The sequence below is a fragment of the Nitrospira sp. BLG_1 genome (assembly GCF_047338595.1).
GTDB lineage: Bacteria > Nitrospirota > Nitrospiria > Nitrospirales > Nitrospiraceae > Nitrospira_D.
Genome location: NZ_JBLFBO010000002.1, coordinates 326,983 through 353,271 on the forward strand (window position 1 = coordinate 326,983; position 26,289 = coordinate 353,271).

Below are 26,289 nucleotides of genomic sequence, written 5' to 3' on the forward strand. Positions count from 1 at the left end.
CCCTTTCCGTTACTCAGTCCTCAGTCCTCAGTCCTCATCACTAACACGCATGGGCAAATCTCTCCCAATCTTCAACGGTCCTTCAGGCACTCTAGGCCATCTGGAGCAACAGATTGCCCAGTTCTTCACTCCCTCAGCCAAGGGGGATGGACCGTTCGATGGCCGGACTGTTGACGACTTCAAGCCCTACCTCGTTGCACTTAATCTGACTAAGCGCTGTAATCTCAAATGCGATCACTGTTATCTGGATGCCACAACTAAAGCCGCAGGTGGTGACGACGAACTCACCACCGAAGAATGCTACCGGTTGATCGATCAGATTGCCCAGGTTAACAAGGGCTGTCTCTTGGTCATTACCGGCGGAGAGCCGCTGGTTCGCCCCGACATTCTTGATATCGCCCGTCATGCCGTGAAGCTCGGCTTCATGGTGGTCTTTGGGACCAACGGCATGCTGATTGACGATCAGATGGCCAAGACCCTCGTGGAAATCGGCGTCATGGGCGTTGGAATCAGTATCGATTCACTGGATGCCGCCAAGCATAATACTTTTCGCGGGGTCCCGGGCGCCTGGGAAGCCGCGGTGGCCGGTATTGAAGCGAGTAAACGAAACGGCCTGCAGTTCCAAGTGCATTTCAGCGCACAGCCGATGAATTACAAAGAACTGCCGGAGGTCATCACCTGGGCCCATGAACTCGGAGCTCGGGTGCTCAATGTCTTCTTCATGGTATGCACCGGCCGAGGTGAGGAGCTCACAGATATCACTCCGGCTCAGTATGAAGAGGTACTTGGCTACCTGATCGACTGTCAGGACAATTACAAAGGCATGCTGATCCGGGCTCGCTGTGCTCCACACTTTAAACGGCTGGCCTACGAGAAAGATCCCAACTCTCCGATCACCAAAGCAACCGGGTACATGGGCGGCGGTTGTCTGGCTGGAACAAATTATGCCCGAGTGACTCCGAATGGCGAGCTCACGCCTTGCCCTTATATGCCATTATCGGCGGGGAATCTCCGGGAGCATAGCTTTGTTGATCTTTGGGAGCAATCGAATATCTTCAACTCCTTCCGATACCCTCAACTGAAGGGGAAATGCGGAGACTGTGAATACAGCGACATCTGCGGTGGGTGCCGCGCCCGCCCCTATGTCGATCATGGCGACTGGCTCGATGAGGATCAGTGGTGCTTATACGAACCGAAGGGCGGTGAAAAGATCAAGGTAGCGTTCAACGTCGCAGAAGAGACCGACGTGGCATGGGACGAAGCCTCTGCACTCAGACTGAGCCGTATTCCGTATTTTCTCCGCGCCATGGTGAAGAAGGGCGTGGAGAAACATGCGCGTGAAAATCATGTACAAACAATCACCGTCGAACTGATGGAGGAACTGCGAAAAAAGCGGTTCGGCAATGACGCGCCAGTGTTCAAGTTCGAAGCAAAAAATGAGACGTGATCAGCGATAATGTAACACGCTTCATTTCTTGCACATACAGGGAAACCCACCCTTTCACGTTTCACCTTTTACCTTTCACACTGCTGACCATGGATACTCTTGAAAGTATTGCCACCGACCTCAACATCCTGATCCCGATCATCAACCACTGGTTTCATTTGCTCTCCGCGATCATTTGGATCGGCGGTCTCGCATTTCTCGTCATGGCGGTCACCCCAGGACTGGAGAAAGCTGTTCCAAAGGATCAAGTCAAACCCATCACGGATATTTTTTACCGGCACTATAAAAAAGTCGCCGGCATCTTGCTCGTGGTCCTCCTGTTCACCGGCGGTGTCAATCTCCACTACGTCAATCAGGTCATTACTTCACAAACCGGAAACGGGATCCAGCACCACTCCAAGTATCTGATGGTCTTCATGATCAAACTGTTGCTCGTGCTGGGCCTCCTGACGCTGTTTCTCTACACCGTCATTTTCAAGTCAGATGATGAGGCTGAGGAGGGAGAGTCCTATGAGGCCATCCCCTTCCAGCGAGCGGCCCTCTGGATGGGATTCTTTATCATTCTGTGCGCTGCCGCCATGAAACATCTCCATCAGTAGCCTCTCTATAGCAATTCTCAGTGACTTGTGACAGCTCCTCCTGTCTCATCTGAGACAGTCGTTGGCTAGCCTGATACAGTCTCACCCATCGTCTTTCCTCGCTGATCTACCCATTCAACACATAATCAATCGCTTAGAACATTGCTCCTTCTAAAACGTGCTGGAATGAACGTTGCTATGTATGCTGGTAACGACCCGAAGCAGCGTCAAGAGGGCTTTGAACCTCTTGTCAGAAATGGAGCACGGTATGGAGATGATAGTCACTCACTTGGTCAGGAGACCTCCCTTTTCCTCACCTACTGGGGCCTCCTTTGGATCTTGCCCGTCCAGAGCCGCACTGTCCCCTTCTGCCGGTGTGCTCTCTCCTCATGGAGGAGGTACAGCCAGGCCGATTGATGCAGCTTCAACAAAAGAGGTCTCGCCCCTTCGATCATCACACCGGTATGTTGATTCTGAGTCGAATCGCCCCCAGGTCTCCTCACCACCCGGTTACGGGCCAGCCCAAGCTACGAATGTCCAACGTGAACAGAGAGCGGAGTATTCCGTCTTAGTGGTGGAAGACGATCCCGATATCTCGATGAGCCTTCAAGACCTGCTCGAATTTGAAGGCTTTCACGTGACCTCCGTTCCGACTTGCGACCAAGCCTTCGTATCGATCGAACAGCATGTCTATGATGCAGTCCTCCTTGACCTTGGACTCCCTGACGGAGATGGTCTCTCCGTCTTGGAAAAGGTCCAAACGTCCCATCCTTCCCTTGCTGTCATCATCTTAACGGCTTCAAAGCGAGACCTGGGGCCTACACCTGCCTATGCGCGCTTGACGAAGCCATGGGACCGAAAAGAGTTGTGCACACTTCTCCGCCGGGCCACCGGCCAAACATCATCGTCGATCATGATCTGAGGACGACAGGCTACTGCACAAGGAGTAGGAGATACATGATCACTTGGATCGATTGAGACCCAGAGCCCGCTTGAAGACAGTGGCGAGGCCGAAATAGCCAAATGAATCTTTGAGGTTCGAATAGAGCCGCTTGACGGCCCCCATCTCAGGGTTGGTGACATACTCCATCGTCAGCGCGATCCGCTCTTCGCCTTCTCCAAGAGGCGTCACGGCATGCCAGAGCTTATCTCCGTTGAAAATCACCATATCCCCAGGTTCGGTGATCAGCTCAAGATGACGCGGCTGTTGAGTCGGATGATCCTTGAAGAGCTCACAGACGAGCTTGCACTGGGTTGATCGATCCACCAACCCCATGAGAATGGTATAGCGCGCACCATTGTAATAAGACGTATCGTAATGGAAACCGATGTGGTCACCTGGCTCAGTATAGTAGTAGAGGGCACAGGAGTGAGGGTCGTTGTCCGGGCAGAACATCAGCTTCGCCTGCACAAGACGATCTAAGAATCCTCTGAACGAGTCAGCACGATATAATTCGAGAAAGCGCGGAGCCTTTTCCTGTACCGTATAGTAACTGACACTCCCGCCCTTCTTATGACCGGGGATGTAATTACGATTCAGCTCCGATTTGACGGCCTGAGCTTGGGGAACGAAGACCTCTTCGACAAAAGCACGGGGCAGGAATTGCTTGATGACCAAAAACTCGTTTTGCTCCCAATACTCCTGGTGGAGACGGTCGAAATCCAACCGCGCCACCGCTTGATCGACCGCTTCTTCTATGCTGTTCACGAGATTTGGCACCTATCTCAATTCCTTGAGTCATCAGTCAATGGTCAGTAGTCAGTGAAATTGCGCCCTCATAACCAATGACTATTGACGAGTGACCAATGACTGTTTAGGGCCCATTCAACACCGGAGCCTTCATCACTTCGGCATCCGGAGGTGTTCTGAAATCAAACACCTCATTCCCCAACCCAAGATTAGGCTTCAAGTTCGAAAACTCAAAGACAGCGACATTTCCACTGATTTCATAGAGAGATACGGTTCGAATATAATACGTTTTGGGGAACACCTCGACGACGATCTTCTGGAGATTCTGCGTCGATTCATGTTCCTTGCCTTTGGGAATCAAGGTCAGAAGCGGTAAGCCGGCAGCCCCTCGCTCCCGCCCCTTTGTCGGCTCAATCTCAAACGACTCATCCAATTTGGCCGCGCCTTGCAACAGTTCCAGCGGTGCTTTAGAAGCAGCCATGTGCGTGAGTTTTCCGACCAGCACCTGCTTATGCTCAGGCACATACACTTTCACATCATCCTGATTCACATAGATCTGCTCGGTTGCAGGATCAAGATACTCCCATCTCAATCGACCGGGCTTTTTGATGTAAACCTTGCCGGATGATGTGACCGGTCGTTCAAATCCTTCGATCTTCGTCTTTTGTGAAAAATCGGCTTGGAGATCCGTCGTCTTCTCGTATCGCATCTGCAATTGCTTGACTACATCGCGAACCTCTAGGGCTGCTTTCTCGTCCTTCGATCCATCAGCGGCCCAAACCGGAAGGACCAAAATCACCGAGATCGTTGCTGTTACCCACCAACGTTTCATGCTTCCGCCGCACCGACGGGGCCTCGTCGTCCAAGCACTTCCCGTCGCCCATCACGCCCTGCCGCCCCCACAATTCCCTCCGACTCCATTTGCTCGATCATGCGTGCGGCCCGAGGATAGCCGACTCGTAGCCGCCGTTGGATCAACGATGCCGACGCCTGACCACTCGACAGGACAAGTTCTTTCGCCTGCTCGTAAACTTCGTCCTTGGATTCCTCTTCTGCCGCTTCATCGAGTTTAAGAGACTGTAGCTCAGGATTATAGACCGGCATCGCCTGTTTTTTCACAAACTCAACCACCGAACGAACATCATCATCAGAGACAAACGAGCCGTGCAGGCGGGCAAGCCTTCCGGTTCCGGAGGCCAGATAGAGCATGTCACCTCGGCCCAACAGCGCCTCAGCCCCATTGGCATCCAAAATAGTGCGTGAATCAGTCTTGGACGATACTTGAAACGCAATCCGTGCCGGAAAGTTCGCTTTGATCAGTCCGGTCAGCACATCAACTGATGGACGCTGGGTCGCGAGAACGAGATGAATTCCGGAGGCCCGCGCCATCTGAGCGAGACGGGCGATCTTATCTTCCACGTCTTTGGGAGCGACCATCATCAGATCTGCCAACTCGTCGATCATGACTACAATAAAAGGGAGAGGTTCCGGTGGTGTCGGCTTCGGCTGCATGCATCCAGGCTCTCCTTCAGCTATCGACGTCTCCCCGGCTGAAAGACGCTCCTCTTCCGAAAGAAACGCCATGGGACGTTCAGCCTGGTCGCGGACAGATGAATCCTGCTCGGCAAACGTCTCATGCAGGTCTGCGACCTTCCGATTATAGGCATCAATGTTTCGTACTCCGGCTTCTGCCAAGAGCTTATACCGCCGTTCCATCTCAGCCACCACCCACCCCAATCCTCTCGCAGCGGATTTCGGATCCGTAATGACCGGTCTCAGGAGATGGGGAATGCCATCGTACGACTGAAACTCCAGCATCTTCGGGTCGATCAGCAGCAGCTTCACCTCACTGGGCTTGGCCGAAAAAAGAATGCTAAGCAGCATCGTATTCAAGCTAACGCTCTTGCCGGCCCCTGTAGCCCCAGCCACCAGGAGATGAGGCATCGTCTTGAGATCCGCCGTAACCGGTGCACCGAAGATATCCTTCCCCAAAGCCATCGTCAATCTGGATCGGGCTCGACGAAACGCGTCGCTCATGATGACTTCGCGCAGCGAGACCGTTTCGCGCGAACGATTCGGCACTTCGATCCCCACCACCGATTTGCCCGGCAACGGTGCAACAATTCGCAGGCTGATTGCTTTCAGCGCCAATGCGAGGTCATCGGCCAAATTCACGATACGGGCTACTTTCGTTCCAGGCGCCGGCTCAAACTCATACATCGTCACAACCGGGCCCGGCCTCACCTCCGTCACGGTGCCATCGACCCCAAAGCTTCTCAATGCACGAGACAAGACCTCGGATTGCGCCTTCAACTCCTCATCAGACATTCGCTCCAGGGGTCCCGAGGGATCGCTTAACATCTCCGGATCCGGAAGGCGGTAGTCTTCGGATTCTCTTGCCGGAACCACCACCTCCGAGTCGGTGGCCTCGACGTCTCTGGACGAATTCACGACACGAAAAGGCTGAATGATCGGAACGGGGAGCGTGGAGATCACTTCCGGTTCCTGATCCCTTCCCGCAGTTGATTCGTCTTCATCACTGAGAGTTGCGGATCGTGCGGACTTGCCTCGGACCCGTCGATTACTGACCGTCTTTTCAACCTCTATGGAACGTTCTGGTATCAGGGCGACCGCCCCTTCACGGACTGTGGCCCATGATTGCGGAATGCGACGCACCGCCTCTCCCAAGGAGAGGGGTGCCGACAAGAGGAGCGATACCAAAAATCCTGCGATAATCACAATGTGTGCGCCGGTCCCGGCAAAGACAGTCCGGAGCCCTTCGGCAATCGTCCCGCCAACGACACCCCCGGCGATCCCTTGAGCGATGATTCCACTGGTCATGGTTGGAATGCCGTTCGCTTCAAGATGCAAAAATGCACTAAAAAATGCCACGGAAGCCAATGAACTTCCGGCAGTGCGCAGTTCAAGACTCATCGGTACCTGGGAGAAGCAGCGGAGCCCCCATCGCCCCAGCAACAGCGGACAGAGATATGCTGCGCCACCGATCCCATAAAAGAAGCCGCCGGCCAATAAAGCCCCAAAGGACCCGATGAGGTTTCGTGGTGGGTGCGCGACGGGATCTCCACTGGCCACTACCGTCGCCTCTCCCGGCACAAAAGACAGGAGGCTCAGGAGCATGAGCAAGCTCAGCGCGATCAGAATCACGCCGAAGACTTCCCGCTGAATATGAGAAGTGGAAGAAGCGGCCCGGCGGGCTTCGCCTCGCTTACCCGAGGTGGTCGCACCCATAAGAAATGAATGCTAGCACAGGGGGGAGGTCATTTCAAACGAACACGCATCTGGACCATCATTTGACGCAGAATCTGTACGGACGTCCGAGCCAGATTCTGACGCTCGACCTGCGCACCCCAATGTGCTCGTCCCATGTTTACCGATCGGAGATACGCTCAACAAGCGAGCAGGCCGCTTGGTGAACTACGAAAGCGCTCGCAATTCATAGTCGGCACCACGCCGATGCAAGCCGATCAATGCGTGACGACTGAGGTCATCCACGAGCGAGAAGACCTGATTCCAGCTGAGCTCCGGACAGCAGGCCAGCAGTTCTTCAAGCGGAATACGTTGCCGCTCGTGAACGATGGCCAGTAGTTTTATCGCCGGTGATTGAGTCATTGTGCATCTCCTTTTACGTTAAAGATCAACCGGTCCCGTATCGTGAGACCGTGTTCCTATTGTTGGGCTCCACCGCACAGCCATGACGCGAACGACGCTAAGAATCACCAAAATTCCCAAGAGAGCCGTCAATGGGCGCCAGTCTCCTCCTTTGAACCATTGGGAGATCACTTCAGTCAGCATGACAACGAGGATCGTATCCACGATGAACGTCACCTTGACACGCCCCTCCCGGAAGTAGGTGACGGTGGTTTTGAAGACTTCGACAAGTGCCAATAACATGAGTGTATTGACGATGACTTGGCGCAAAATAACTTCGGCGGAGTGATCGATGAACAGCCGAACCTCCCACAAGGTCTTCATCGCGCCGCCGGTCAGGGCGATCAGGAGCGTCAGCATCACCAAACTAAGCACTCCTTGCATGCCCTTGCCCCACAGCTCCACAAGATCGAGATGCGAGAGACGTCGCCACAGGAGTTCAGCGTCAAATTGACGAACTGTTTCGAGTGCTGACATGGCGTCCTTCCTTTCTTCCGGTTCGTTCTTCTTGAGGAGGAGGATATCGGCTGCGCATTCCAGGGAAGTCACGACGAGGTAAAACTTCTGTTAACTGGATGGCCCCCTTGTGGTAGGGTTGTGTCTCAGAGAGTGGAGTTGTCACGATGAACTGTATGTTGGTTCGCCACGGAATCGCCGTGGAGCCTGATGAATGGAAAGGGACGGAGGAGGGCCGCCCTCTCACGGAGAAGGGGAAGCGACGTGTCCGACAGGCTGCGGAAGGATTGGCGACACTGGACTATACACTGACCCACCTCTTCACGAGTTCCTTCGTACGGGCCTATGAGACTGCGAGACAGCTACGGACCGTCATCTGTCCAACGCTCACGGTCGAGACCAGGGATGAACTGGCTGCCGGAACGAAGCCGGAACGACTGGTGGCGTTTCTCCGCACGCTCCCGTCTGATGCGGTGGTGATCTGTGTGGGACATGAACCGCAGCTTGGCGAGGTTGCGAGTCTGTTGCTCTGCGGGAAAACCCTTCCCAACTTCCCACTCAAGAAAGCCGGGGCGGTGTGTATTGAGTCAGAGGGACTCATGGATCCTGGCCAGGGGCTGTTGCGCTGGTGGCTGCAACCCATACAACTACGGGCTTTGGGAAGACGAGCCCACGCCAAAAGACGTGAGGACACGTAAGACAAGGGCAGCTGGATCTTGATGGCAAGCCCGTGCCGGGCCCTTTACCGATCCCTATGGGCTAGACCGTGATTTGGTTCACCCCCATGCCTTCTTTCCTCGTTTCAACAGCGTGTTGAAGAGCGGCGTCATCTCCCGGCGAACCATGTCCCGCCGGTATCGTTGCCGTTCGGCTATGACTCCGGCTAGAAATCCGGCCCGGACACTTGTGGAGTACTTCACAAACTGTCGAAGATAGCGTTCCGCCTGAATGGCATCCTGATGCTGGCCCAATAGATCTTGAACGGCCCGAGCTGCCTTCATGAAACGGATCGCGGGCTTACCCACCGAGATCCGGGCGAGCTCTGCCGCATAACGTGCGCGTTTGGTTTTGATCCGGATTTTGTGCAAATCGACATCCAATGATGAAGGCCGAAGCCGCCGGACTGCTTTACGCAATTTTCTGAACTCGCCCTCAGCCAACTCGCGTATACCTATGGGAGATTCAACAACCGAGGGAGCTTGTGCCGCTTGTTGCAGTCGATGGATGAGTTCGAGGTAACGGGCACTCGTGAGTTCACTGAGCATCACCTGCTGAACCGCTACTCGTTGCGTGCGCAAGTGGGCTAAGAATTCGGCCAACAGCGGGCGATCTCGGTGAGGCAATCGGCCCGATTCGTCTATGAAATAGCCGATCTGCACATCGAGGTCGCGAGCAGGACCCAGCACCTCGCCGAGCCACCTGAGCTCTTGTTCCAAAGACGTCACCCATGCAAGCAATAAAATAGGTCGGCACGTGCGAAGAACTGCACGGAGGCGTCTCGTGGCCACTCGTATTTGATGGAGGCTTTCAATCTCAGTACTGAGCCTGGTTCCAGGATCATGGGCCATGAGCCATCCGACATGCTGGGCGAGCACGAACTTCAGGTGATCGCCTGCGGGTGCCTCTGCCTCAGGCTGCACCGGTGAGGTAGGGGTTGAGAGGGAGATGGCGCGAAAGAACTTCGGGCGACCATCGTGATCGGAAGCACCTGCTTCACGCATCCGCCGTTCAAGGGCGCGAAGGGAAGCCGCATCGCCCTGCCGCTGTTCAATTTCCAACTCACGAAAGTGCAGGACGATTGTGCCATGGTTTACGGCTGCCACGTAGTCAAGCGTGATCTCGGCGACGGGCACTCGGCCCCGGCAGACCAGGACGCCGCTTCGCCACACACGCAGGGTGACAACCGATACCAGTTTCCGATGTGCAAGGTGGATGATGAGTACATCGCGGAGTGCGACTGGCGGATCGTTCTGTGTCCCAGCTACTTCTACTTCCTGCCGATCTTCCCCCAGCGGAATCTTGAGCTGCCAGAACTGTTTCCCCCGTTCGATTCGATGGCGCAGGGTGATTCCTGCACGGGCTAAGTCATGAGCGACCGTGTCGTAATAAGTCGACGTCAGCAGCCGTCGAGGAAGCGGCGTGCCGGAGAGTCGTGGCAAGCGGAAGTCGTCGTCGATCGTCAGTTTGATCTCACGTTCAGCATGGGATGAGATCGAGGAAATGCTGACACTTGAGCTCTGCTGTTTGGGGGAACGAGCCATTCGCACACCACTCAGGGCAAAGAGGGCACACCTCAGTGTGGACGGGTGAGAAAGAGAAAGCAATCCAGCTAAGACCTTGTAGCTGATACGAATCCACGACTCGCGGAAAGGATGAGATGTCGCTTATTTACTGACACTGCGGCCCCGCAAAATAACATGCCCTTACAGTGATGTGGGCTCAAAAAAGGTGGACACCTATGCATATCTCATATCTCGAGGTATGGGATGGAACGGTTACCGCAACGGAAGTACAGGCTGGTCACCATACGATGACTGCCTCAAAGACATGCCGGTGTCGCTCTCTTTAACAAAATGATATCCGAGCATCAGCTTTCGAAACGGCTCCTATCATTTCCTTCAATAATCCCAGAGGTCGTCGATGGAGACGGGACGGGGAGCGTTCTGCACGGGCACCAGCCCGATGAGCGCCATTCCTTCAGTCGCACCGAGATGGAGGATCCGATCGTTGTCCATCAGATCAGCAGCTTCCGGCAATGGCCGCCGCTCTTCAATGCCAGGAATTGGACTCCTCATGATGTCTTCTACCGGCATAAAGTAGGGCAGGTTCTCTGCGCCAACCAGTTTCTTGACGAGGTCCGACTCCGTCACGATTCCGATGATCTGAGCTTGGCGAGTCACCAGCACACTTTCGACGCTGGAGGTCCTCATGAGCTTGGCTGCCTCCACGACTGATGTCCCGACCTCCACCGTCACTGGCTTTGCCTCCATCAAGTTACCGACCGTCATCATGCTCACCCTCCTTTTTATTGTTGTATTGGCTTGAGCCTACCAACAGGCTGTTGCGCCTGAGTTACGGAGAGATCTCCGATCGGTAACATGTACAAAGATGGCGAGTGGTGCGTTGCCGCAATTTCAAGACCTGCCATATTACTGATCCGGTCATGAACAAATGCATGGTACAAGATGAGAAAAGGCTCTATTCATGAGCCTTTCAAGAGACAGAACACGCACTATTTGGTGACCGGCTCAATAACTCTTCCTGGAGAATGGAGAAATGTCACACCGTGTTAACGATTCGGCAATAGGGCGGTGACGCGCAGCGGATAGATTCATTAGTAATGCTTGGGAAGCCCTACGTCTTAGAGCATGACAAACACATCCGGCTGTGTCGATACGGCAGGAACATGTTGGTGTCTCTCAATATAAATTGAGGAGGGAAGGCAAATGAATATTCGGCTGCGAGCAGCGCTCTCGTTCCTAAAGTCTCTCATGACTTGTTTCGCCATCATTGTGTTGAGTATTTGTGGCCTATTCATTCGACTCAGACCCGCTCCATGAAATGAGCCATTGCCCGGCGATAGTCCCCCGCATGAGACTAGGCTGCTGCAGGGACATCATTGATGTCACGAGGGACCGCACTTTAATCCGGTTCCGCACTGATGGTCAGAATGAATTTCTTCGGCTGATTCCCACCCACCCAAGCCTCTCGTTGCCTTGAGCAACAACGATGCGGCTGCATACAAGCTTTCGATTGCTATCGTGGCAATGTCACCTCCTCAGCAATCAGCCGCCAGGCATCACCCAAAGGTACCCGGGCCGGGGGGAGTCGCTGAGCGAGAATCCACGACGATGGGGTTCCAGGACACATCAGGAAGCAACCGGCTGAGGCGATGGCACCGATGTTCATTCGATAACCGGAGAACACTCCTACTTCCAGACGAGAGTCGGCACGGCGGGTATGCCCGTCCCGACCCTCGTCTGACTATTTCTATTCACTGGTGAATCTCCTCTTCCGATCACACACCTGACCTACTCGCGACCGACGGAAAACACGGCATACGTGAGGCCCAAGATCGCACTCAACAGAAATGCCTCGATAATCCATGTGATCATTAATCTTCACCTCCTTCCGGGTTGTGCACGACACGGCTACCAGGGAGTGTCGTCGCGTTCCCACTATCAGACATGAAGTACATCTACTGTGAAGTTGTTTCAGTTACGTTACGAATGTGCCAATTGTGCGTGAAGTGATAACGTGATTTCTGGAGCGAGTGCATGTTTGGGCAGTTCGGCACACGTAGCCCCCTGAGCATTGGCATTCACATATGGGAGTTGTTCGGCCGGAGAAAGAAAGCTAGATCTCCTAATATTACAGATCTGTAACGTCCTCGTAATGGTTTCGTGATCGATGTAGAGTAGTATCAGCGGGTTTACTTGTCGGGCGGGATCATCGGTGCTTCGAAGCATGAACCGAGTAAAACGCATTTCTTCATTATCATGCGAGGGAACCGGTACGATGAGTTGTTCGTGAAGGAGTTGCCATGACCGATCATTCTGCTGATCCAGGAGAACCAACCACCGAGCGTTCGGAGACCAGCGAGAAAACGAGTCTGTTTTTGAACCGAGAGATCAGCTGGTTGCGATTCAATTTACGGGTTCTCGAGGAAGCGGAAAACAAGCGGCATCCTCTCCTTGAACGCGTCAAGTTTCTGACCATTTTCGCGACGAATCTGGACGAGTTCTTCATGATTCGCGTGTCAGGCCTGCGCCGCCAAGTCGTGTCTGCTGCGGGAGGGGCCGCACCGGACGGCATGACACCATCTGAACAAATTCTTGTGATCAATCGCGAACTGGACGCTCACTCTAGCCGATATAACACCTGCTGGAAGGAAGACATTCTACCGGCTTTACGGGACGCGGGTATTCGTGTCCTACATTACACTGAATTGGCGAAGGAGGAGAAAGAGGCGATCCAACAATACTTTCAACGGGAGATCTCTCCCGTGCTGACTCCTCTGGCATTCGATCCGACTCATCCGTTCCCGCATATCTCAAACCTGAGTTTCAATCTTGCGGTATTGGTCAAACACCCGGAACGTGGTGATTGCTTCGCCCGCGTCAAAGTGCCGGATATCTTCCCTCGACTCGTGCCTATCCCCACGCAGGAAGATGTCGCCCTGCAACAGATGGGGTTGGGTAAGACGGGGAAGACGCAACGATTCGTGTGGCTGGATGAAGTCATCGGAAATAACCTGGACGATTTATTTCCCGGTTTGGAAGTGATTGCATCCTACCCGTTCCGTGTGACGAGAGATGCAGATGTCGCGATTGAGGAAGATGAGGCCTCGGATCTCATTGAGGCCATGGAAGAACAGCTCGATCAACGGGATTTTACATCGGCGGTTCGATTGGAATTGGACGCCTCGACGCCGGATCATATCCGAGATATCTTGACCCGCAACCTTCAGCTGCCACCGTACCTGGTCTATACCTTTAATAGTCCGATCGGTATGGCCGGCATTCGTGAGCTGTACGCACTTGAGCGGCCAGACTTGAAGGATCCTCCGTTTGTGCCGTCTGTTCCATCCTGTGTGAGCAAGTCGACCAGTCTCTTGGCTGCGATTCGTGAAAAAGATATCCTCCTGTATCATCCCTACGACAGTTTTATGCCGGTCGTGGAGTTTCTGCGGGAAGCGGCCCATGATCCGGATGTCCTGGCCATCAAACAGACACTCTATCGCGTCAACCCGAGATCACCCATTATTGACGCGCTGCTGGAAGCCCGTGTCAACGGCAAGCAAGTCGCGGTGCTGGTGGAGCTTAAAGCTCGATTCGACGAGGAAAATAATATCGAATGGGCCCGTAAACTTGAAGATGAAGGGGTCCACGTTGTGTATGGCGTGCGAGGGCTCAAGACGCATGCCAAGGTATGTCTCATCGTACGTCGTGAACAGGACGGGATCCGACGCTACGTCCATCTGGGCACGGGAAACTATAACGTAATCACCAGTCGCATCTATACCGATGCGAGCTATTTCACATGTGATGCAGCAATCTGCAGCGACGTATCGGATCTCTTCAACTCCTTGACCGGATACTCCCGCAATAACTCCTATTCCAAACTACTCGTGGCACCGACGATGTTACGGCAACAGATATTGGATCGGATCGAGCGTGAGATCTGCCGTCACCGCCGACACGGCGACGGGTATATCTCGTTCAAGATGAATGCGTTGGTCGACACGCAATGTATCCAAGCGCTCTACGACGCGTCGCAAGCCGGGGTCAGGATTGATCTTCAAGTGCGAGGTATTTGTTGCCTGAGACCCGGTCTCCCGGGAATCAGTGAGACCATTACCGTGACCTCGGTGGTTGGACGGTTCCTGGAACACGCACGAATCTATTATTTTCACCACGGTGGTCAGAAGGAAGTGTGGATGGGGAGCGCGGATCTGATGCCTCGCAACCTTGACCACAGAGTGGAAGTCATTTTCCCTGTCGAGGATCCTCAGTGGCGTGAGCTCATCATCAATGACATTCTCGCTGTCGGGCTACGGGACAATGTGCAGGCCAGACGGTTGCTTCCTGACGGGACATATAACCGTACGCAACCAGCAGAAGGTGAAACAGTTGTGAATTCTCAGGATTGGCTGCTGACTCACTGGAAATCCCGGTCGTAATAGCCGTCGTCATGAATGTTTGTGGAGTTTCCGCCTCTCTTCCTGCCAGCCTGCAACCGCAACAGCCTTGGTGGTCTAAGGAACGCCGCAGCGCGTGACACCTCCGTAATCAGCCGCTTTGCACAGCCTCGCCTTCTCTCTCCATAAATTGCCTTTGTCCAATATCGAGCCAACGCAGCGCTGTCGACCTGTTCCGGAAGCGTCATGGCTTACAATCTGCCCACTATAACCGGGGCAGGACATGCTCACCGATATGCATGCCTCACTGTGAGAGGCAAATGCACCCTTCGTTTACTTCACTCAGCGACTTTTAACGAGATCGTTACCATCAGTTGATCACTTTGTAACGGAGTGGTGTGACAGTGGTCACGCTTTCTTAGTGAGACAGAGATTCGTTGAGCTTTCGGTAGAACAGGAGGAGGGTTTCCATGACGATCATCGACGACGAGGGGGTCAGCAATGAGTCGGAGAACGAACACTTTCAAGACGTCCTGGACGCACGGTTGTCTCGGCGCGGCTTCTTGACCGGGAGTATCGCCACCGCGGCAGCTGCGTCCCTCGGCGGCGTGGAAGCGCTGTTAAAGGCCGTCCCCGCCTCGGCACAGGAGACGGAGGAGGCCGACGATACAGAAACAAGAATCGAAGGACGCGGAGGGCAGCGGTCTGCGCTCGGATTCGAAGGTGTGCCGGTCTCTTCTGCCGATGAAGTGGTGGTTCCTAAAGGCTATACGGCTGAAGTCCTGATTGCATGGGGCGATCCGGTGTCAAGCGGCCCCGCCTTCAAGCAGGATGCAAGCAATACCGCAGCCGATCAGGCACGCCAGTGGGGCATGCACAATGATGGGTTGGTGTATTTCCCCATCATCGGGTCGCAACGTGGTCTCATCGTACAGAACAATGAATATACCGATGATGGTCTCCTGTTCCCTGACGGGGTAAATAACTGGACTCAAGAGAAAACCAACAAATCGCTCAATGCGCACGGTGTCTCCATCATTGAAGTCACAAAGCGGACCGGGTTCCCCTGGGACTGGAAGCGTCGGCGCGGTAAATGGGATGTCGTTCGGCCTTCTCCTTTTGCCCGTCGCATTACCGGTATGACACCGATCGAGATCGGCGGCCCGGCTGCTGGCGATGCTCGGTTGGTCACGAGTGAAGACCCGACCGGACGTCGGGTGCTGGGCACGCTCAATAACTGCGCGATGGGCTTCACGCCCTGGGGCACCTATCTCGCCTGCGAGGAAAATTTTAACGGATACTTCAGAAAGAACGGAACTCAGACCAATCTTGAGAAACGCTACGGCATTACAGCGGCGGGCTTCGGCTACCTCTGGCACACAACCGATAAGCGGTTCCGTGTTGACGAGGAACCCAATGAGCCGAACCGATTCGGCTGGGTGGTGGAAATCGACCCGTTCCGCCCGCACTCCACTCCTGTGAAACGCACGGCGCTCGGCCGCTTAAAGCACGAGGGAGCGTGGGTCCAGGAAGCACGGAACGGTAAGATCGTCGTATATATGGGAGACGATGAACGGAATGAATATATCTACCGCTATGTGTCAAACCTACCTTGGAGACAGGCTCGGGCCCAGGGGATCAATCCGCTCGACGATGGGATTCTCTACGTCGCGAAATTCCATGAAGAAGGCACAGGCGAATGGTTGCCCCTGACGCCGGATAATCCCCGGTTGGCTGGTTGGTCGCTCAATGACATCCTCATCAATACACGCGGCGCGGCGGATGCGGCCGGTGCGACCATGATGGATCGGCCGGAATGGATCGATACGTTCCCCCGAGACCTCACCGCGATCGCTACCTTGACCAACAACAGCCGGCGCGGAACAACTCCGCCGTCGGTTAATAGTCCAGACGGGAGCACCAGCGCCGGCTCAGCGCGACCTCCGGTGGATGCAACGAATCCTCGCACCGCAAATAATTACGGACACATCATCCGTTGGTATTACCGTCAGGACTGGACGGAACCCACGTTCGGCTGGGATATCTTTGCTCTCGGCGGTGATCCGGCGAACCCGGCGCACGGTTCAACGATCTTCGGCGACAAGTACGGCTCGCCTGACGGCATTTACGTGGATCGAAGCGGTCTGATCTGGATTCAGACCGATGTCTCGACCTCGACGATCAATGCTGGTGCCTACGCGGGATTCGGCAATAATCAGATGTTAGCGGCACATCCGGACACAAGAGAGACTCGCCGGTTTCTTGTGGGGCCGAAACAGTGTGAAATCACTGGGGTCTTCATGACACCGGATCGTCGAACGATGTTCGTCGGGATACAACATCCTGGTGAGCGACCTGACGATCAGCCGGGGGACCCGCTTAATCCTAAGCAGTTCAGCTCCTGGCCTGACGGTCCAGATGGCGGTCGGCCTCGGTCCGCCCTGATTGTCGTGACGAAGGATGATGGTGGGAGGATCGGGAGTTAATGGGTGAGCCATCCGCTCCAGTTCAAATGCGGGTGCGGGGTCGTCGGAATATGAGACGACCCCGCACTCACATGACTCACTATATCGGCACTCGCGGGCTGGTGTCGCCCCCTCGTGATCCGGCTTTACCCTTGCACCGAAGCATGCTGGTCAACAGTCTCTTCAAGTACGCAGGGGACATTCGAAGTCTGGCTGACGGGTTCGCCCTTCGGTTTCTCTGCTCACAACATCAGGATGAGCGAGAAGAACTGATCGGAACCATTGCCGACTACATCATCTTTGAAAGTCGGAATGCTCCGCAACTGATGTTTGAAGTTGTTGAGGAACCTCCAGAGAGGGCCTTTTGGCTACAAGTACGAGGCATCCGACCTGATCAGCAGGAAAGCACATCGCCGTCAATCCTTCCCAATTCTGTGCTCCCATACTTCGCATAGTGCCTTGCGCACAGTAGCCGTCCGACAGGTACCTGCCAGACTGGATCAGCCCAGGTGGCTCCCACGTGAGCGGTACAGACTCGTAATTATTTATGGTCGTCCAGCCGGCAGGCATTATCGTCGAGGCCTTGACTAACTCCTATAAGTCCATTAGTCTGGACATATGGATACACAAGATGCTGTCGTTGCTTTTGGTGCGCTGTCGCAGGAAACCCGTCTGCGGGTGTTCCGTTTGCTGGTGGAATACGGGCAGGACGGGACCGCAGCGGGAACATTGAGTGAGACGCTCGGCATTCCCCATAACACCCTGTCCTTTCATTTATCGCAGATGAGCCATGCCGGGCTTGTCCTGTCGCAGCGCGAGGGCCGCTTCATTATCTACCGCGCGAATTTTGAATTCTTCACCGACCTCATCCGCTATATGGTGAAGGATTGTTGCCGCATGGAGTTCGCCAGCATCCGCGAGGATACAAAACGGGGCTGTTCCGTGATTGAAATGCCAACCTGTTGCACGCCTAAAGGAAAGGAGAAACCATCATGAAACGTCTGCATATCCATATCGGTGTCGAAAATATCGAGCAAGCTATCCCCTTCTATACTGCCCTCTTTGGTGCTGATCCGGTGAAGACCAAGACCGACTATGCGAAGTGGCTGCTTGATGACCCACGCGTGAATTTTGCCATTTCCACCCGCCCCAGCAAGAAGGGTGTTGACCATCTTGGGATTCAGGTTGACGACAATGGCGAGCTGGATGAAGTGCGCGGACGGATCAAAAGCGCCGGCCTACCTGCTTTTGATGAAGGTGAAACAGTCTGCTGCTATGCCAAGTCCGATAAAACATGGGTGCAAGACCCGGCTGGGCTGGCCTGGGAAACCTACCGGACAATGGAAGATGCCGAGATTTACGGGAAGAATCCGGTCATGAGCGACAGTGCCTGCTGCACCCCGGAGGCAATGGGAACGCCTAATTGCTGCGAACCTTCAGAACAATCCGCTGGGTGCTGCGGTTGATAAGGAGATTGATGTATGGATGCTGCTCTTGCTCCAATTCTTCCAAAACGACTGAATCTGTTTGAACGCTACCTGACGGTGTGGGTGGGGCTGTGCATGGTGGCCGGGATTCTCCTCGGCCAGTCGGCTCCGGCTGCTGTTCAGCTGCTGCGGAGCATGGAGTTTGGTCAGGGCAGCCACGTCAATTTCCCTATCGCCGTGCTGATTTGGTTGATGATCATCCCGATGATGACGAAGGTCGATTTTGCAGCCGTGCGCGATGTCGGCAAGCGACCGCGCGGTTTGTTGACTACGCTGTTTGTGAACTGGATCGTCAAACCGTTTTCGATGGCCTTCCTGGCGTGGCTGTTCTTTCGCTTCCTGTTCTCCACGTGGATCACACCAGCGGACGCGGACCAATATATAGCCGGAGCCATCATCCTTGCGGCGGCTCCCTGTACGGCCATGGTGTTTGTGTGGAGCTACCTCACCGACGGAGACCCCGCGTATACGCTGGTACAAGTGTCGGTGAACGACCTCATCATGCTGGTGCTGTTTGCACCGCTGGTGGCGTTTCTGGTGAATGGCGCGTCATCGCTGCACGTGCCCTATGAAGTGCTGCTCTATTCGGTGCTGGCCTTCATCGTGATTCCATTAACTCTCGGCCTGTTGCTCCGGCAGTGGTTTATCCGCAACCACGGCAAGGAATGGTTTGAACAGACCCTGCTCCCCCGCTTTGCCCCTGTCACCATTGTCGCCCTGCTCGCGACGCTGGTGCTGATCTTTGCCTTTCAGGCCGACAATATCAGCGGCAAGGGGTGGCATGTGGCATTGATTGCCGTCCCGCTTCTCTTACAAGTATATTTCAACGCCTCGCTGACCTACGGACTCATGAAATGGCTCAAGGTACCTTACGCCGTAGCCGCACCAGGCGCCCTCATCGGAGCCAGCAACTTCTTTGAACTCGCGGTCGCCACCGCCATTGCACTCTTCGGTGCGGAATCCGGTGCAGCCCTTGTCACTGTGGTCGGGGTGTTGGTGGAAGTACCGGTGATGCTATCAGTCTGCGCGGCCTGTAACCGGACACGAGATTGGTTTCCAGCGGAGGCGGCATGATGAAACGCAGGGTACTTTTTCTCTGCACGGGCAATTCCTGCCGCAGCCAAATGGCAGAAGGCTGGCTGCGCCACTTAGCAGGCGATAGGTTTGAGGCTCTGAGTGCTGGGACCAATCCGGTCGGGGTAAACCCGCAAGCCGTTGAGGTGATGCAGGAGGTGGGAATCGATATTTCTCACCAGTACTCAAAGCATGTTGCAGAATTTCAGGGACGACGGCTTCACTATGTCATTACGGTGTGTGATCACGCCCAGGAATCCTGTCCAACCGAGCCAAGAGGAGACGTCGGCTACATTGAAGTTTTGATGATCCTGCCCATGCGCAAGGTGCCATTCTTGAACGCCTGCGGGTTTTCAGGCGAGTACGCGATGAGATCGGCAAGCAAATCCAAGGGTGGTTGCGAGAGGCTGATCAATTGTCTGAGCCCAGCTCAACATCCACGCCACAGGTGACTTGAACACAGGAACGGGAACCAGGATCAGGGAAGGCGGCCAATGGCTGCTGGGTTGTCATTCAAAACGACAGAACATTTCACCGTGTCGGAGGATGGTCCAAGAGTTTGTACCCAAGTGTCTTGACCGAAACGATCGCCTCATTGAGCAGCGGTACCTTCACTTTCAATCGACGGATATGGACATCGACGGTTCGCGTCGTTCCATAGTAATCGTATCCCCACACTTCATTGAGCAGCACCTCACGGGTCAGTACGCGCCCGGGATGGCGCAATAGATGTTCCAGCAGCCCGAACTCTTTAGCGGTAAGCAGTACTTCCGCCCCGTGTACTCTTACTTCGTGTCGGGTTAGATCGATCGCGAGTGGGCCATAGGTTCCGGATGTTGGTTTTTGATCGCTGGCCCGTTCCATTCGGCGAAAGAGTGATTTGATCCGTGCGACGAGGGTCTTCGGGCTGAACGGCTTCGTCACATAATCATCGGCACCCAGCTCGAGTCCAACGATCGTGTCCGACTCTTCGGCTTTGGCCGTCAGCATGATGATCGGCAGCATCGCGGTATCGGGAGTCGAACGCAGCCGTTTGCACACCTCAAGACCATCGAGCTCCGGGAGCATAAGATCGAGAACCAGCAGATCAGGTTTGTCCTCTTTGACCTTCTTAATTGCCTCGAACCCGTTCAGTGCCGTGGCCGTTCGAAATCCCTCTTTCTCCAAGTAGTGTGTGACGAGCTGTGCAATCTCCGGCTCGTCTTCGACAACCAGAATTTTCTTGTTCGTGCTGTTACCCATCGGATCAGTCTGTGGGTAATGGAATGAAGAGAAGGCCAAACCGGGAGAGTGCCTCGCTCCCTATTTTGTATTCGCCTGAAGAACGCCATAGACCTGTAGCTTCACGAGACGTCTCGCACCGCCACAGGCACGACATTGATACCATCAGCGTTCCGACACTGCCGTCGGTGATGTATGCCGAATGATCTTGCCCTCCACCAGATACACGACCAGCTCAGCGATGTTCGTGGCATGATCTCCCACTCGCTCAAGAGACTTGGCGATAAAGCTCAATCGAATGGCACGCGAAATCGTATGAGGATTCTCGACCATGAAGGAAAGCAGCTCACGAAACAACTGCTCCATGAGATCATCGACGAAATCATCATCCATGATCACTTTCCTGGCCAGTTTGGCATCTTCCTTCACGAAGGCATCAATGCTTTCCTTCACCATCACCCGGGCCAGGTTTCCCATCCGTGGGATGTCGATGTAAGGTTTGAGTTGCGGTTCCTCATTCAGCTCGATCGCTCGCTCACAGATGCTCTCCGCCAGGTCACTGATTCGTTCGAGCTCGGTGGACAGTTTCATGGCCGTCGTGACCAACCGTAGATCACGGGCCGCAGGTTGATGGAGCGCCAACAGCTCGATACAGGCTTCGTCGATCTCCACATCCAAGGCGTTCACCTTGTGGTCTCGTTCGATCACGCGACAGGCCAAAGCCGAATCTCGGCTGACCAGCGCGGCCAGCGCCTTGTCGATCTGGTCCTCAGCCAACCCGGCCATCCGTGCCAGTTTCGTCTTTAACTCAGCAAGCTCCTCGTCGAAATGTCGTTGAATCATCGTCTCACCCAAATCGCCCGGTGATATAGTCTTCGGTCTGTTTGTTCGAGGGATTCGTGAATAGCTGCTTGGTCCGGCCGAACTCGATCAGGCGGCCAAGATACATGAATGCCGTGCAATCGGACACTCGCGCCGCCTGTTGCATATTGTGCGTGACAATGACGACGGTCAACTCCTTCTTCAGGGAAAACAGCAATTCTTCGATGATCCCCGTCGCGATCGGATCGAGCGCCGAGCAGGGTTCGTCCATCAGGAGCACGTCGGGTTTCACGGCGAGCGCCCGCGCGATGCAGAGTCGCTGCTGCTGCCCTCCGGACAGCCCAAGTGCACTCTTGTTGAGACGATCCTTCACTTCTTCCCAGAGGCCTGCTCCTCGGAGGCTGCGCTCGACGATCTCATCCAACACCGCCCGGTTCTTCAAACCTTGCAACCGCGGACCGTACGCGACATTTTCATGGATCGATTTGGGGAAGGGGTTGGATTTTTGAAAGACCATTCCCACCCGTTTTCGAAGGTCAGTAATATCGATGAGCGGGTTAAAAATATCCATGTTATCGAGCAGGATATTCCCTTCATGCCGCGCCCCTTCGATGAGGTCATTAAGGCGATTCATGCAGCGGAGCAAGGTGGACTTCCCGCATCCGGACGGCCCAATAAACGCCGTCACTTGGTGTTCAGGAATAGTCATGTCGACTTTAAACAAGGCTTGGACGGGACCATAATAAAAGTTGAAGCCCTCTACCCGGAGCTTCGGTTTGCCCGAAACGCCGGGCTGAGACTGTAGGGTAGAATCAGGATAGTCCATACTCTCGATCTCCAATGAGGAAACAGCCGCGGGAATGGTCCGGACACTGGACCTCACGTCATACTGCTGATCCAGCATATTTCCTCCTCATCCGATTGCGCAAGACGATTCCGGTCAAATTCAGCAGCACCACAACGAGAATCAACACCAACGTCGTGACATAGACCATGGGTTTGGCCGCTTCGACGTTCGGCGATTGAAACCCCACGTCATAAATATGAAACCCCAAGTGCATGAACTTCCGGTCCAAATGCAAAAACGGCCAGGTCCAGTCGATCGGCATGGCCGGCGCCAGTTTCACCACACCGGTCAACATCAAGGGAGCGACCTCTCCTGCCGCACGGGCCATCGCAAGGATCAACCCGGTAAGAATTCCAGGAAGTGCGGTGGGAAGCACAACTTTCCATATGGTTTCCCATTTGGTTGCGCCCAAGCCGATCGACCCCTCGCGGTACTCCCGTGGTACAGCCGCCAGCCCCTCCTCCGTCGCGACAATCACGACGGGAACGGTTAACAGCGCCAATGTGAGAGAGGCCCAGAGAATACCTCCTGTGCCGAAGGTCGGAGTCGGCAGCCGGTCGGAGAACCACAGGGCGTCGATCGTCCCACCGACACCGTACACGAAAAATCCTAATCCGAACACCCCGAAGACGATGGAAGGAACTCCGGCGAGATTATTGACGGCGATACGGACGGTCCTCACGATGATACCCTGACGGGCATATTCTCTGAGGTACAAGGCGCCGATCACACCGAACGGGGTCACGATGAGGCTCATGATCAGCACCATCATCACGGTGCCGAAAATGGCCGGGAAGATTCCGCCCTCCGTGTTGGCCTCTCGTGGTTCCGTAGTCAAGACCATCCAAACGTTGCCGCCGTAGACCCACAGCTTTTCCCACGTTGAGAGATTGTTGGGGCGTAAGACCCGCACAACTTGGCTGAGTCCGATGGATTTTTCTCTACCATTGGCATCGGCCACGAGCACTGTGTAGAGACTCTCTTCTTCACTTCCTCCCGCCTGCCGAATCAGAGCCGGAAGGGACTGCCACACCGCTTCCGCCCCTTCAGCTACGGACTGGTCTTCCTTGGTAATCGTCAGGAGACGTCCATAGAAATTCCCCCACTCCCGCCGCTCCACCATGACAAGATCAGATGGCTGAGCCCGCTCGGTGATCTGATCGGTATTGATCCATCGATAGTCTAATCCATACAGATCACGATTCCCGATCTTCACTCTGATACGGGGAATCCCCTTGGGACCGATCTCCTCTCCAGCCAACTGACCGATCACATGTTTGCCGTCCTTCAAAGTCAATTCAACGAGATCCGCCGGCCAGAAATACCCGAACCCGTTCATCAGGATAAGAGCAAGGAGTCCTCCGATCATCAGAAGCGACAAAGACAGCCCTGCCCCACAGCCCCAAATAAAGAGCTCCCCGCTTGCCATGAATTGCCTGACCCACTGTTTCATGAAATCACTCGCTCATCGTCACGCCCAAGTCTCGCACGAGACCTGGTTTCTTTCGCCCCATCTCGACTTCTGGTCTTTTGGCCGCTGCTGTCTCTAGAATTGGCTATACTTCTCCCTAAGCCGCTGTCGAACAAGCTCCGCGACCGTGTTAAGTAGAAAGGTTGCGATAAAGAGAAGTAACCCTGCCAGAAAGAGCGTGCGGTAGAGGGTCCCTCCGTGCGGCGCTTCCGGAATCTCCACGGCGATATTGGCGGACAGCGTCCGAAAGCCGTTGAACAAGCTCCAGTCCATAATAGGCGTGTTCCCCGTTGCCATCAGGACAATCATGGTCTCTCCAACCGCTCGGCCGAGTCCAATCATAAGGGCTGAAAAAATTCCCGGACTGGCTGAGATGAGAACGAGGTAGATCAATGTCTGCCAGCGCGTCGCCCCAAGCGCCAAAGAACCGGCGATGAGATTTTTGGGGACATTAGTCAGCGCCTCTTCCGAAATACTGTAGATGATGGGAATGATCGCAAACCCCATGGCGACGCCCACGACAATGGCATTGCGCTGGTCGTAATTTAGACCCAGATGGGTCTGAAGCCAGGGCTTATAATGGCCATCGAACAGGAAGGACTCCCACCAGCCATTCGCCGCCAAGCATCCCCCGACCACGGCGATGATGACCGGCATCATGAGAAATGCTTCGACGCCAGGCCGGATTCGATGCCGAAGGGACGCGGGCAGAAGGAGAAACAGTCCGGCGGAAATGGCAACAGCAAAGGGGGTCAACAAAACCATACCGGCCATCGCAGGAAAATTTCGCTCCAGCACCGGGGCAAACCAGAGTCCGGCCAGGAATCCCAGGACCACCGTCGGGAGCGCTGCCATGATTTCAATGATCGGCTTGATCTTGGCCCGATAATCCGGATGCATGAACATGGAGGTGTAGATCGCGGCTAATACCGCCAACGGCACGGCGAGAAGGACCGCGTAGAACGTACCCTTTACTGTCCCAAAGATAAGCGGAGTCAAGCTAAACTTGGCCTCGAAGTCGTCTGATCCGCTCGAGGACTGCCACACCAGCTCAGGCCGCTCATAGCCTTCGTACATCACCGGAGAAAACAAGGTTGCCAGAGTAATTTCCGGATAAGGATTGGCAATATGATAATGGAGGAGGTGATTATTGTCGGTCACACTGACCACTCCATCCGCTTTTGGTGAAAAATAGCTGCTGCGGATCCCACCCTGTCGTGGAGTGAGTGTGAGTAACGTCTGTGCAGACGTCGAGTGGTGCAGCCGAATTTCTCCTTCGGCATCGGTCGTGATGAACCCCTTATCGCGCTGTGAAATCGTAATCTCGGTCACCGCACTCTGATGGGGAAGGAACCGATGCACCGCCGTCATATGCGTCTGATTCGTTCCGGCATGCTCCCGTACAGGCATCCACACGACCACCTGCCCGGCCGCATCACCGACCACGAGACTCCGGTCCCCCATCAGATAGGCCAGCGCGGTAATCGCCTGGTCTTGTCCGGATGCCTGTGTCGTCTCAGCAAGAAGAGGCTTGGCCGCATCCCGAAGATCGAAATGATAGACCTTTCCGTTCGCCGTGCCGACGGCAAGAAGCTCTGCCCGGCTTGCAAGCGTGAGCGCGGTCACCCGACCGGAGATGTTGGGCGTCAGATCAACCTGCGTGGTCGACGCAGAGGTTGTTCCATCCGGGCGAGAGACGTTGCGACCGGTCGTCAGCCAGAGATGCTGGTCTTCCAGTAGAGCGGCGACCCGCACCTCGGAATCCGTTGTCTGATATGCCAGCTTGGTAATCGCCTGTGGAGTCGATGCCGCAGCAATGGGAGTCCCCACCTTGACCGCTGGAGCAATCGACCGTTCTTCGTCGTGAAAGTCCTGCGTGAACTCAATTGTCACGGGGATCATACGCCCGTCCCCCGTGCCCATGGCGAGATTGTGTCCCTTCCCCAAGGCTCGTGCTACTACGGTAACCGTTCCATCCGGCAGTAAGCCACGCGATGGCACTTTGGATATGGCAGCAGTGCCTTCTCCTAGGAAGACAAACTCCAAGGAGTCATCCCGTATCACATAGGCAAGCTCTTGATGTTCGTCAATGCCGACGAGAGCTGAGGTCACTGGATGCTTGATTGAAGGAAGAGCAACGGGCTCGTTCAGAGTTGCCTGGGTCGGAAGGAAAAGCGGGATGACTTCCTTCACGAGAAAGACACACATCCCGAGAATGCAGAGGATAATGCTGACCCCGCCCGTCTTGATGATCAAGCGGGTGCCCCCGTCGGTCAGTGATCTGATTTGGCGTCGAGTAAAAAGCCCTTCCAGCAGGGCCTGGGCCGATATCGAGGCCCGGCCTGGAGAGGGGTCTCCTTGAAACACCGGTTCGGGAGTGAGTGGAGGCACGTTCATGCGCTGACCCTAACTTTGCTTTTAG

The 26,289-nt window shown here is 54.9% G+C and carries 22 protein-coding genes and 1 pseudogene; 11 read left to right on the forward strand and 12 right to left on the reverse strand.

The genetic code is table 11. The features are described 5' to 3' along the window. Window positions 1-49: 49 nt before the first annotated feature. From ACMTNU_RS03705 to ACMTNU_RS03715, 3 genes are all read left to right on the forward strand, one after another. Window positions 50-1,447, forward strand: a complete 1,398-nt coding sequence (locus ACMTNU_RS03705) for a radical SAM protein (protein WP_413933846.1) — start codon at window positions 50-52, stop codon at window positions 1,445-1,447. An 89-nt stretch (window positions 1,448-1,536) separates the two neighbouring features. Beyond that, the gene (locus ACMTNU_RS03710) at window positions 1,537-2,046 is read left to right on the forward strand and encodes a DUF4149 domain-containing protein (RefSeq protein WP_413933847.1); all 510 of its coding nucleotides are present in this window, start codon (window positions 1,537-1,539) and stop codon (window positions 2,044-2,046) included. Window positions 2,047-2,293: 247 nt separating this feature from the next. Next, window positions 2,294-2,947, forward strand: a complete 654-nt coding sequence (locus ACMTNU_RS03715; RefSeq protein WP_413933848.1) for a response regulator — start codon at window positions 2,294-2,296, stop codon at window positions 2,945-2,947. Window positions 2,948-2,986: 39 nt separating this feature from the next. On the opposite strand, the gene ACMTNU_RS03720 is transcribed toward ACMTNU_RS03715, so the two are convergent. The 5 genes from ACMTNU_RS03720 to ACMTNU_RS03740 form a co-directional block, all read right to left on the reverse strand. Continuing rightward, window positions 2,987-3,745 (reverse strand): 2OG-Fe(II) oxygenase, encoded by a 759-nt coding sequence (locus tag ACMTNU_RS03720; RefSeq protein ID WP_413933849.1) that lies wholly within the window; start codon window positions 3,743-3,745, stop codon window positions 2,987-2,989. A 94-nt stretch (window positions 3,746-3,839) separates the two neighbouring features. Next, window positions 3,840-4,547 carry a LolA family protein gene (locus tag ACMTNU_RS03725; RefSeq protein WP_413933850.1) on the reverse strand — a complete coding sequence of 236 codons (708 nt, stop codon included), beginning with the start codon at window positions 4,545-4,547 and terminating at the stop codon, window positions 3,840-3,842. Continuing rightward, window positions 4,544-6,964, reverse strand: a complete 2,421-nt coding sequence (locus tag ACMTNU_RS03730; RefSeq protein WP_413933851.1) for a DNA translocase FtsK 4TM domain-containing protein — start codon at window positions 6,962-6,964, stop codon at window positions 4,544-4,546. Before ACMTNU_RS03730 ends, ACMTNU_RS03725 begins: the two co-directional genes overlap by 4 nt. Window positions 6,965-7,150: 186 nt before the next feature. Further along, a complete protein-coding gene (locus ACMTNU_RS03735) occupies window positions 7,151-7,345 on the reverse strand; it encodes a hypothetical protein (RefSeq protein WP_413933852.1) in 195 nt (64 codons plus the stop codon). Between the two features lie 18 nt (window positions 7,346-7,363). Further along, window positions 7,364-7,861 carry a phosphate-starvation-inducible PsiE family protein gene (locus ACMTNU_RS03740; RefSeq protein ID WP_413933853.1) on the reverse strand — a complete coding sequence of 166 codons (498 nt, stop codon included), beginning with the start codon at window positions 7,859-7,861 and terminating at the stop codon, window positions 7,364-7,366. Between the two features lie 146 nt (window positions 7,862-8,007). Between ACMTNU_RS03740 and ACMTNU_RS03745 the strand changes: the two genes are divergently transcribed. Further along, window positions 8,008-8,538 carry a SixA phosphatase family protein gene (locus ACMTNU_RS03745; RefSeq protein ID WP_413933854.1) on the forward strand — a complete coding sequence of 177 codons (531 nt, stop codon included), beginning with the start codon at window positions 8,008-8,010 and terminating at the stop codon, window positions 8,536-8,538. A 78-nt stretch (window positions 8,539-8,616) separates the two neighbouring features. Here the strand turns inward: ACMTNU_RS03745 and ACMTNU_RS03750 are convergent, their stop codons facing one another. Then, on the reverse strand, window positions 8,617-10,101 hold the full coding sequence (locus ACMTNU_RS03750) for a CHAD domain-containing protein (protein ID WP_413933855.1): 1,485 nt from the start codon (window positions 10,099-10,101) through the stop codon (window positions 8,617-8,619). A 357-nt stretch (window positions 10,102-10,458) separates the two neighbouring features. After that, complete coding sequence (locus ACMTNU_RS03755; protein WP_413933856.1) at window positions 10,459-10,851, reverse strand: cyclic nucleotide-binding/CBS domain-containing protein; 393 nt, start codon at window positions 10,849-10,851, stop codon at window positions 10,459-10,461. A 1,532-nt stretch (window positions 10,852-12,383) separates the two neighbouring features. Here ACMTNU_RS03755 and ppk1 point away from each other — a divergent pair. The 7 genes and pseudogenes from ppk1 (at window position 12,384) to ACMTNU_RS03790 (ending at window position 19,963) form a co-directional block, all read left to right on the forward strand. Continuing rightward, window positions 12,384-14,522, forward strand: a complete 2,139-nt coding sequence (ppk1, locus tag ACMTNU_RS03760; RefSeq protein WP_413933857.1) for a polyphosphate kinase 1 — start codon at window positions 12,384-12,386, stop codon at window positions 14,520-14,522. Window positions 14,523-14,950: 428 nt separating this feature from the next. Beyond that, complete coding sequence (locus ACMTNU_RS03765) at window positions 14,951-16,966, forward strand: PhoX family protein (protein WP_413933858.1); 2,016 nt, start codon at window positions 14,951-14,953, stop codon at window positions 16,964-16,966. Between the two features lie 71 nt (window positions 16,967-17,037). Continuing rightward, on the forward strand, window positions 17,038-17,400 hold the full coding sequence (locus tag ACMTNU_RS03770) for a hypothetical protein (protein WP_413933859.1): 363 nt from the start codon (window positions 17,038-17,040) through the stop codon (window positions 17,398-17,400). Between the two features lie 163 nt (window positions 17,401-17,563). After that, a complete protein-coding gene (locus tag ACMTNU_RS03775) occupies window positions 17,564-17,941 on the forward strand; it encodes an ArsR/SmtB family transcription factor (RefSeq protein WP_413933860.1) in 378 nt (125 codons plus the stop codon). Continuing rightward, window positions 17,938-18,411, forward strand: a complete 474-nt coding sequence (locus ACMTNU_RS03780) for an ArsI/CadI family heavy metal resistance metalloenzyme (protein ID WP_413933861.1) — start codon at window positions 17,938-17,940, stop codon at window positions 18,409-18,411. Before ACMTNU_RS03775 ends, ACMTNU_RS03780 begins: the two co-directional genes overlap by 4 nt. 15 nt (window positions 18,412-18,426) lie before the next feature. Then, the gene (gene arsB / locus ACMTNU_RS03785; RefSeq protein ID WP_413933862.1) at window positions 18,427-19,506 is read left to right on the forward strand and encodes an ACR3 family arsenite efflux transporter; all 1,080 of its coding nucleotides are present in this window, start codon (window positions 18,427-18,429) and stop codon (window positions 19,504-19,506) included. Beyond that, a pseudogene (locus ACMTNU_RS03790) lies at window positions 19,503-19,963 on the forward strand (arsenate reductase ArsC). The gene arsB and the pseudogene ACMTNU_RS03790 overlap by 4 nt, the downstream one beginning before the upstream one ends. Window positions 19,964-20,037: 74 nt before the next feature. Here the strand turns inward: ACMTNU_RS03790 and ACMTNU_RS03795 are convergent. From ACMTNU_RS03795 to ACMTNU_RS03815, 5 genes are all read right to left on the reverse strand, one after another. After that, a complete protein-coding gene (locus ACMTNU_RS03795) occupies window positions 20,038-20,748 on the reverse strand; it encodes a response regulator transcription factor (RefSeq protein ID WP_413933863.1) in 711 nt (236 codons plus the stop codon). Window positions 20,749-20,892: 144 nt separating this feature from the next. Beyond that, complete coding sequence (phoU, locus tag ACMTNU_RS03800) at window positions 20,893-21,570, reverse strand: phosphate signaling complex protein PhoU (RefSeq protein ID WP_413933864.1); 678 nt, start codon at window positions 21,568-21,570, stop codon at window positions 20,893-20,895. Between the two features lie 4 nt (window positions 21,571-21,574). After that, window positions 21,575-22,375: a phosphate ABC transporter ATP-binding protein PstB gene (pstB, locus tag ACMTNU_RS03805; protein WP_413933908.1), complete on the reverse strand. Its 801-nt coding sequence runs from the start codon at window positions 22,373-22,375 to the stop codon at window positions 21,575-21,577. 58 nt (window positions 22,376-22,433) lie between these two features. Then, window positions 22,434-23,849 (reverse strand): phosphate ABC transporter permease PstA, encoded by a 1,416-nt coding sequence (pstA, locus tag ACMTNU_RS03810; RefSeq protein WP_413933865.1) that lies wholly within the window; start codon window positions 23,847-23,849, stop codon window positions 22,434-22,436. Between the two features lie 93 nt (window positions 23,850-23,942). After that, window positions 23,943-26,264 (reverse strand): ABC transporter permease subunit, encoded by a 2,322-nt coding sequence (locus ACMTNU_RS03815; protein ID WP_413933866.1) that lies wholly within the window; start codon window positions 26,262-26,264, stop codon window positions 23,943-23,945. Window positions 26,265-26,289: the final 25 nt, after the last annotated feature.

Coding starts and splice junctions, on each gene's coding strand:
- ACMTNU_RS03740 (WP_413933853.1), bottom strand. CDS start 7,861: ATGTCAGCACTCGAAACAGTTCGTCAATTTGACGCTGAACTCCTGTGG.
- phoU (WP_413933864.1), bottom strand. CDS start 21,570: ATGATTCAACGACATTTCGACGAGGAGCTTGCTGAGTTAAAGACGAAA.
- ACMTNU_RS03710 (WP_413933847.1), top strand. CDS start 1,537: ATGGATACTCTTGAAAGTATTGCCACCGACCTCAACATCCTGATCCCG.
- ACMTNU_RS03765 (WP_413933858.1), top strand. CDS start 14,951: ATGACGATCATCGACGACGAGGGGGTCAGCAATGAGTCGGAGAACGAA.
- ACMTNU_RS03780 (WP_413933861.1), top strand. CDS start 17,938: ATGAAACGTCTGCATATCCATATCGGTGTCGAAAATATCGAGCAAGCT.
- ACMTNU_RS03725 (WP_413933850.1), bottom strand. CDS start 4,547: ATGAAACGTTGGTGGGTAACAGCAACGATCTCGGTGATTTTGGTCCTT.
- arsB (WP_413933862.1), top strand. CDS start 18,427: ATGGATGCTGCTCTTGCTCCAATTCTTCCAAAACGACTGAATCTGTTT.
- ACMTNU_RS03715 (WP_413933848.1), top strand. CDS start 2,294: ATGGAGATGATAGTCACTCACTTGGTCAGGAGACCTCCCTTTTCCTCA.
- ACMTNU_RS03745 (WP_413933854.1), top strand. CDS start 8,008: ATGAACTGTATGTTGGTTCGCCACGGAATCGCCGTGGAGCCTGATGAA.
- ACMTNU_RS03795 (WP_413933863.1), bottom strand. CDS start 20,748: ATGGGTAACAGCACGAACAAGAAAATTCTGGTTGTCGAAGACGAGCCG.
- ppk1 (WP_413933857.1), top strand. CDS start 12,384: ATGACCGATCATTCTGCTGATCCAGGAGAACCAACCACCGAGCGTTCG.
- ACMTNU_RS03770 (WP_413933859.1), top strand. CDS start 17,038: ATGACTCACTATATCGGCACTCGCGGGCTGGTGTCGCCCCCTCGTGAT.
- pstA (WP_413933865.1), bottom strand. CDS start 23,849: ATGAAACAGTGGGTCAGGCAATTCATGGCAAGCGGGGAGCTCTTTATT.
- ACMTNU_RS03705 (WP_413933846.1), top strand. CDS start 50: ATGGGCAAATCTCTCCCAATCTTCAACGGTCCTTCAGGCACTCTAGGC.
- pstB (WP_413933908.1), bottom strand. CDS start 22,375: ATGGACTATCCTGATTCTACCCTACAGTCTCAGCCCGGCGTTTCGGGC.
- ACMTNU_RS03730 (WP_413933851.1), bottom strand. CDS start 6,964: ATGGGTGCGACCACCTCGGGTAAGCGAGGCGAAGCCCGCCGGGCCGCT.
- ACMTNU_RS03735 (WP_413933852.1), bottom strand. CDS start 7,345: ATGACTCAATCACCGGCGATAAAACTACTGGCCATCGTTCACGAGCGG.
- ACMTNU_RS03815 (WP_413933866.1), bottom strand. CDS start 26,264: ATGAACGTGCCTCCACTCACTCCCGAACCGGTGTTTCAAGGAGACCCC.
- ACMTNU_RS03755 (WP_413933856.1), bottom strand. CDS start 10,851: ATGATGACGGTCGGTAACTTGATGGAGGCAAAGCCAGTGACGGTGGAG.
- ACMTNU_RS03775 (WP_413933860.1), top strand. CDS start 17,564: ATGGATACACAAGATGCTGTCGTTGCTTTTGGTGCGCTGTCGCAGGAA.
- ACMTNU_RS03750 (WP_413933855.1), bottom strand. CDS start 10,101: ATGGCTCGTTCCCCCAAACAGCAGAGCTCAAGTGTCAGCATTTCCTCG.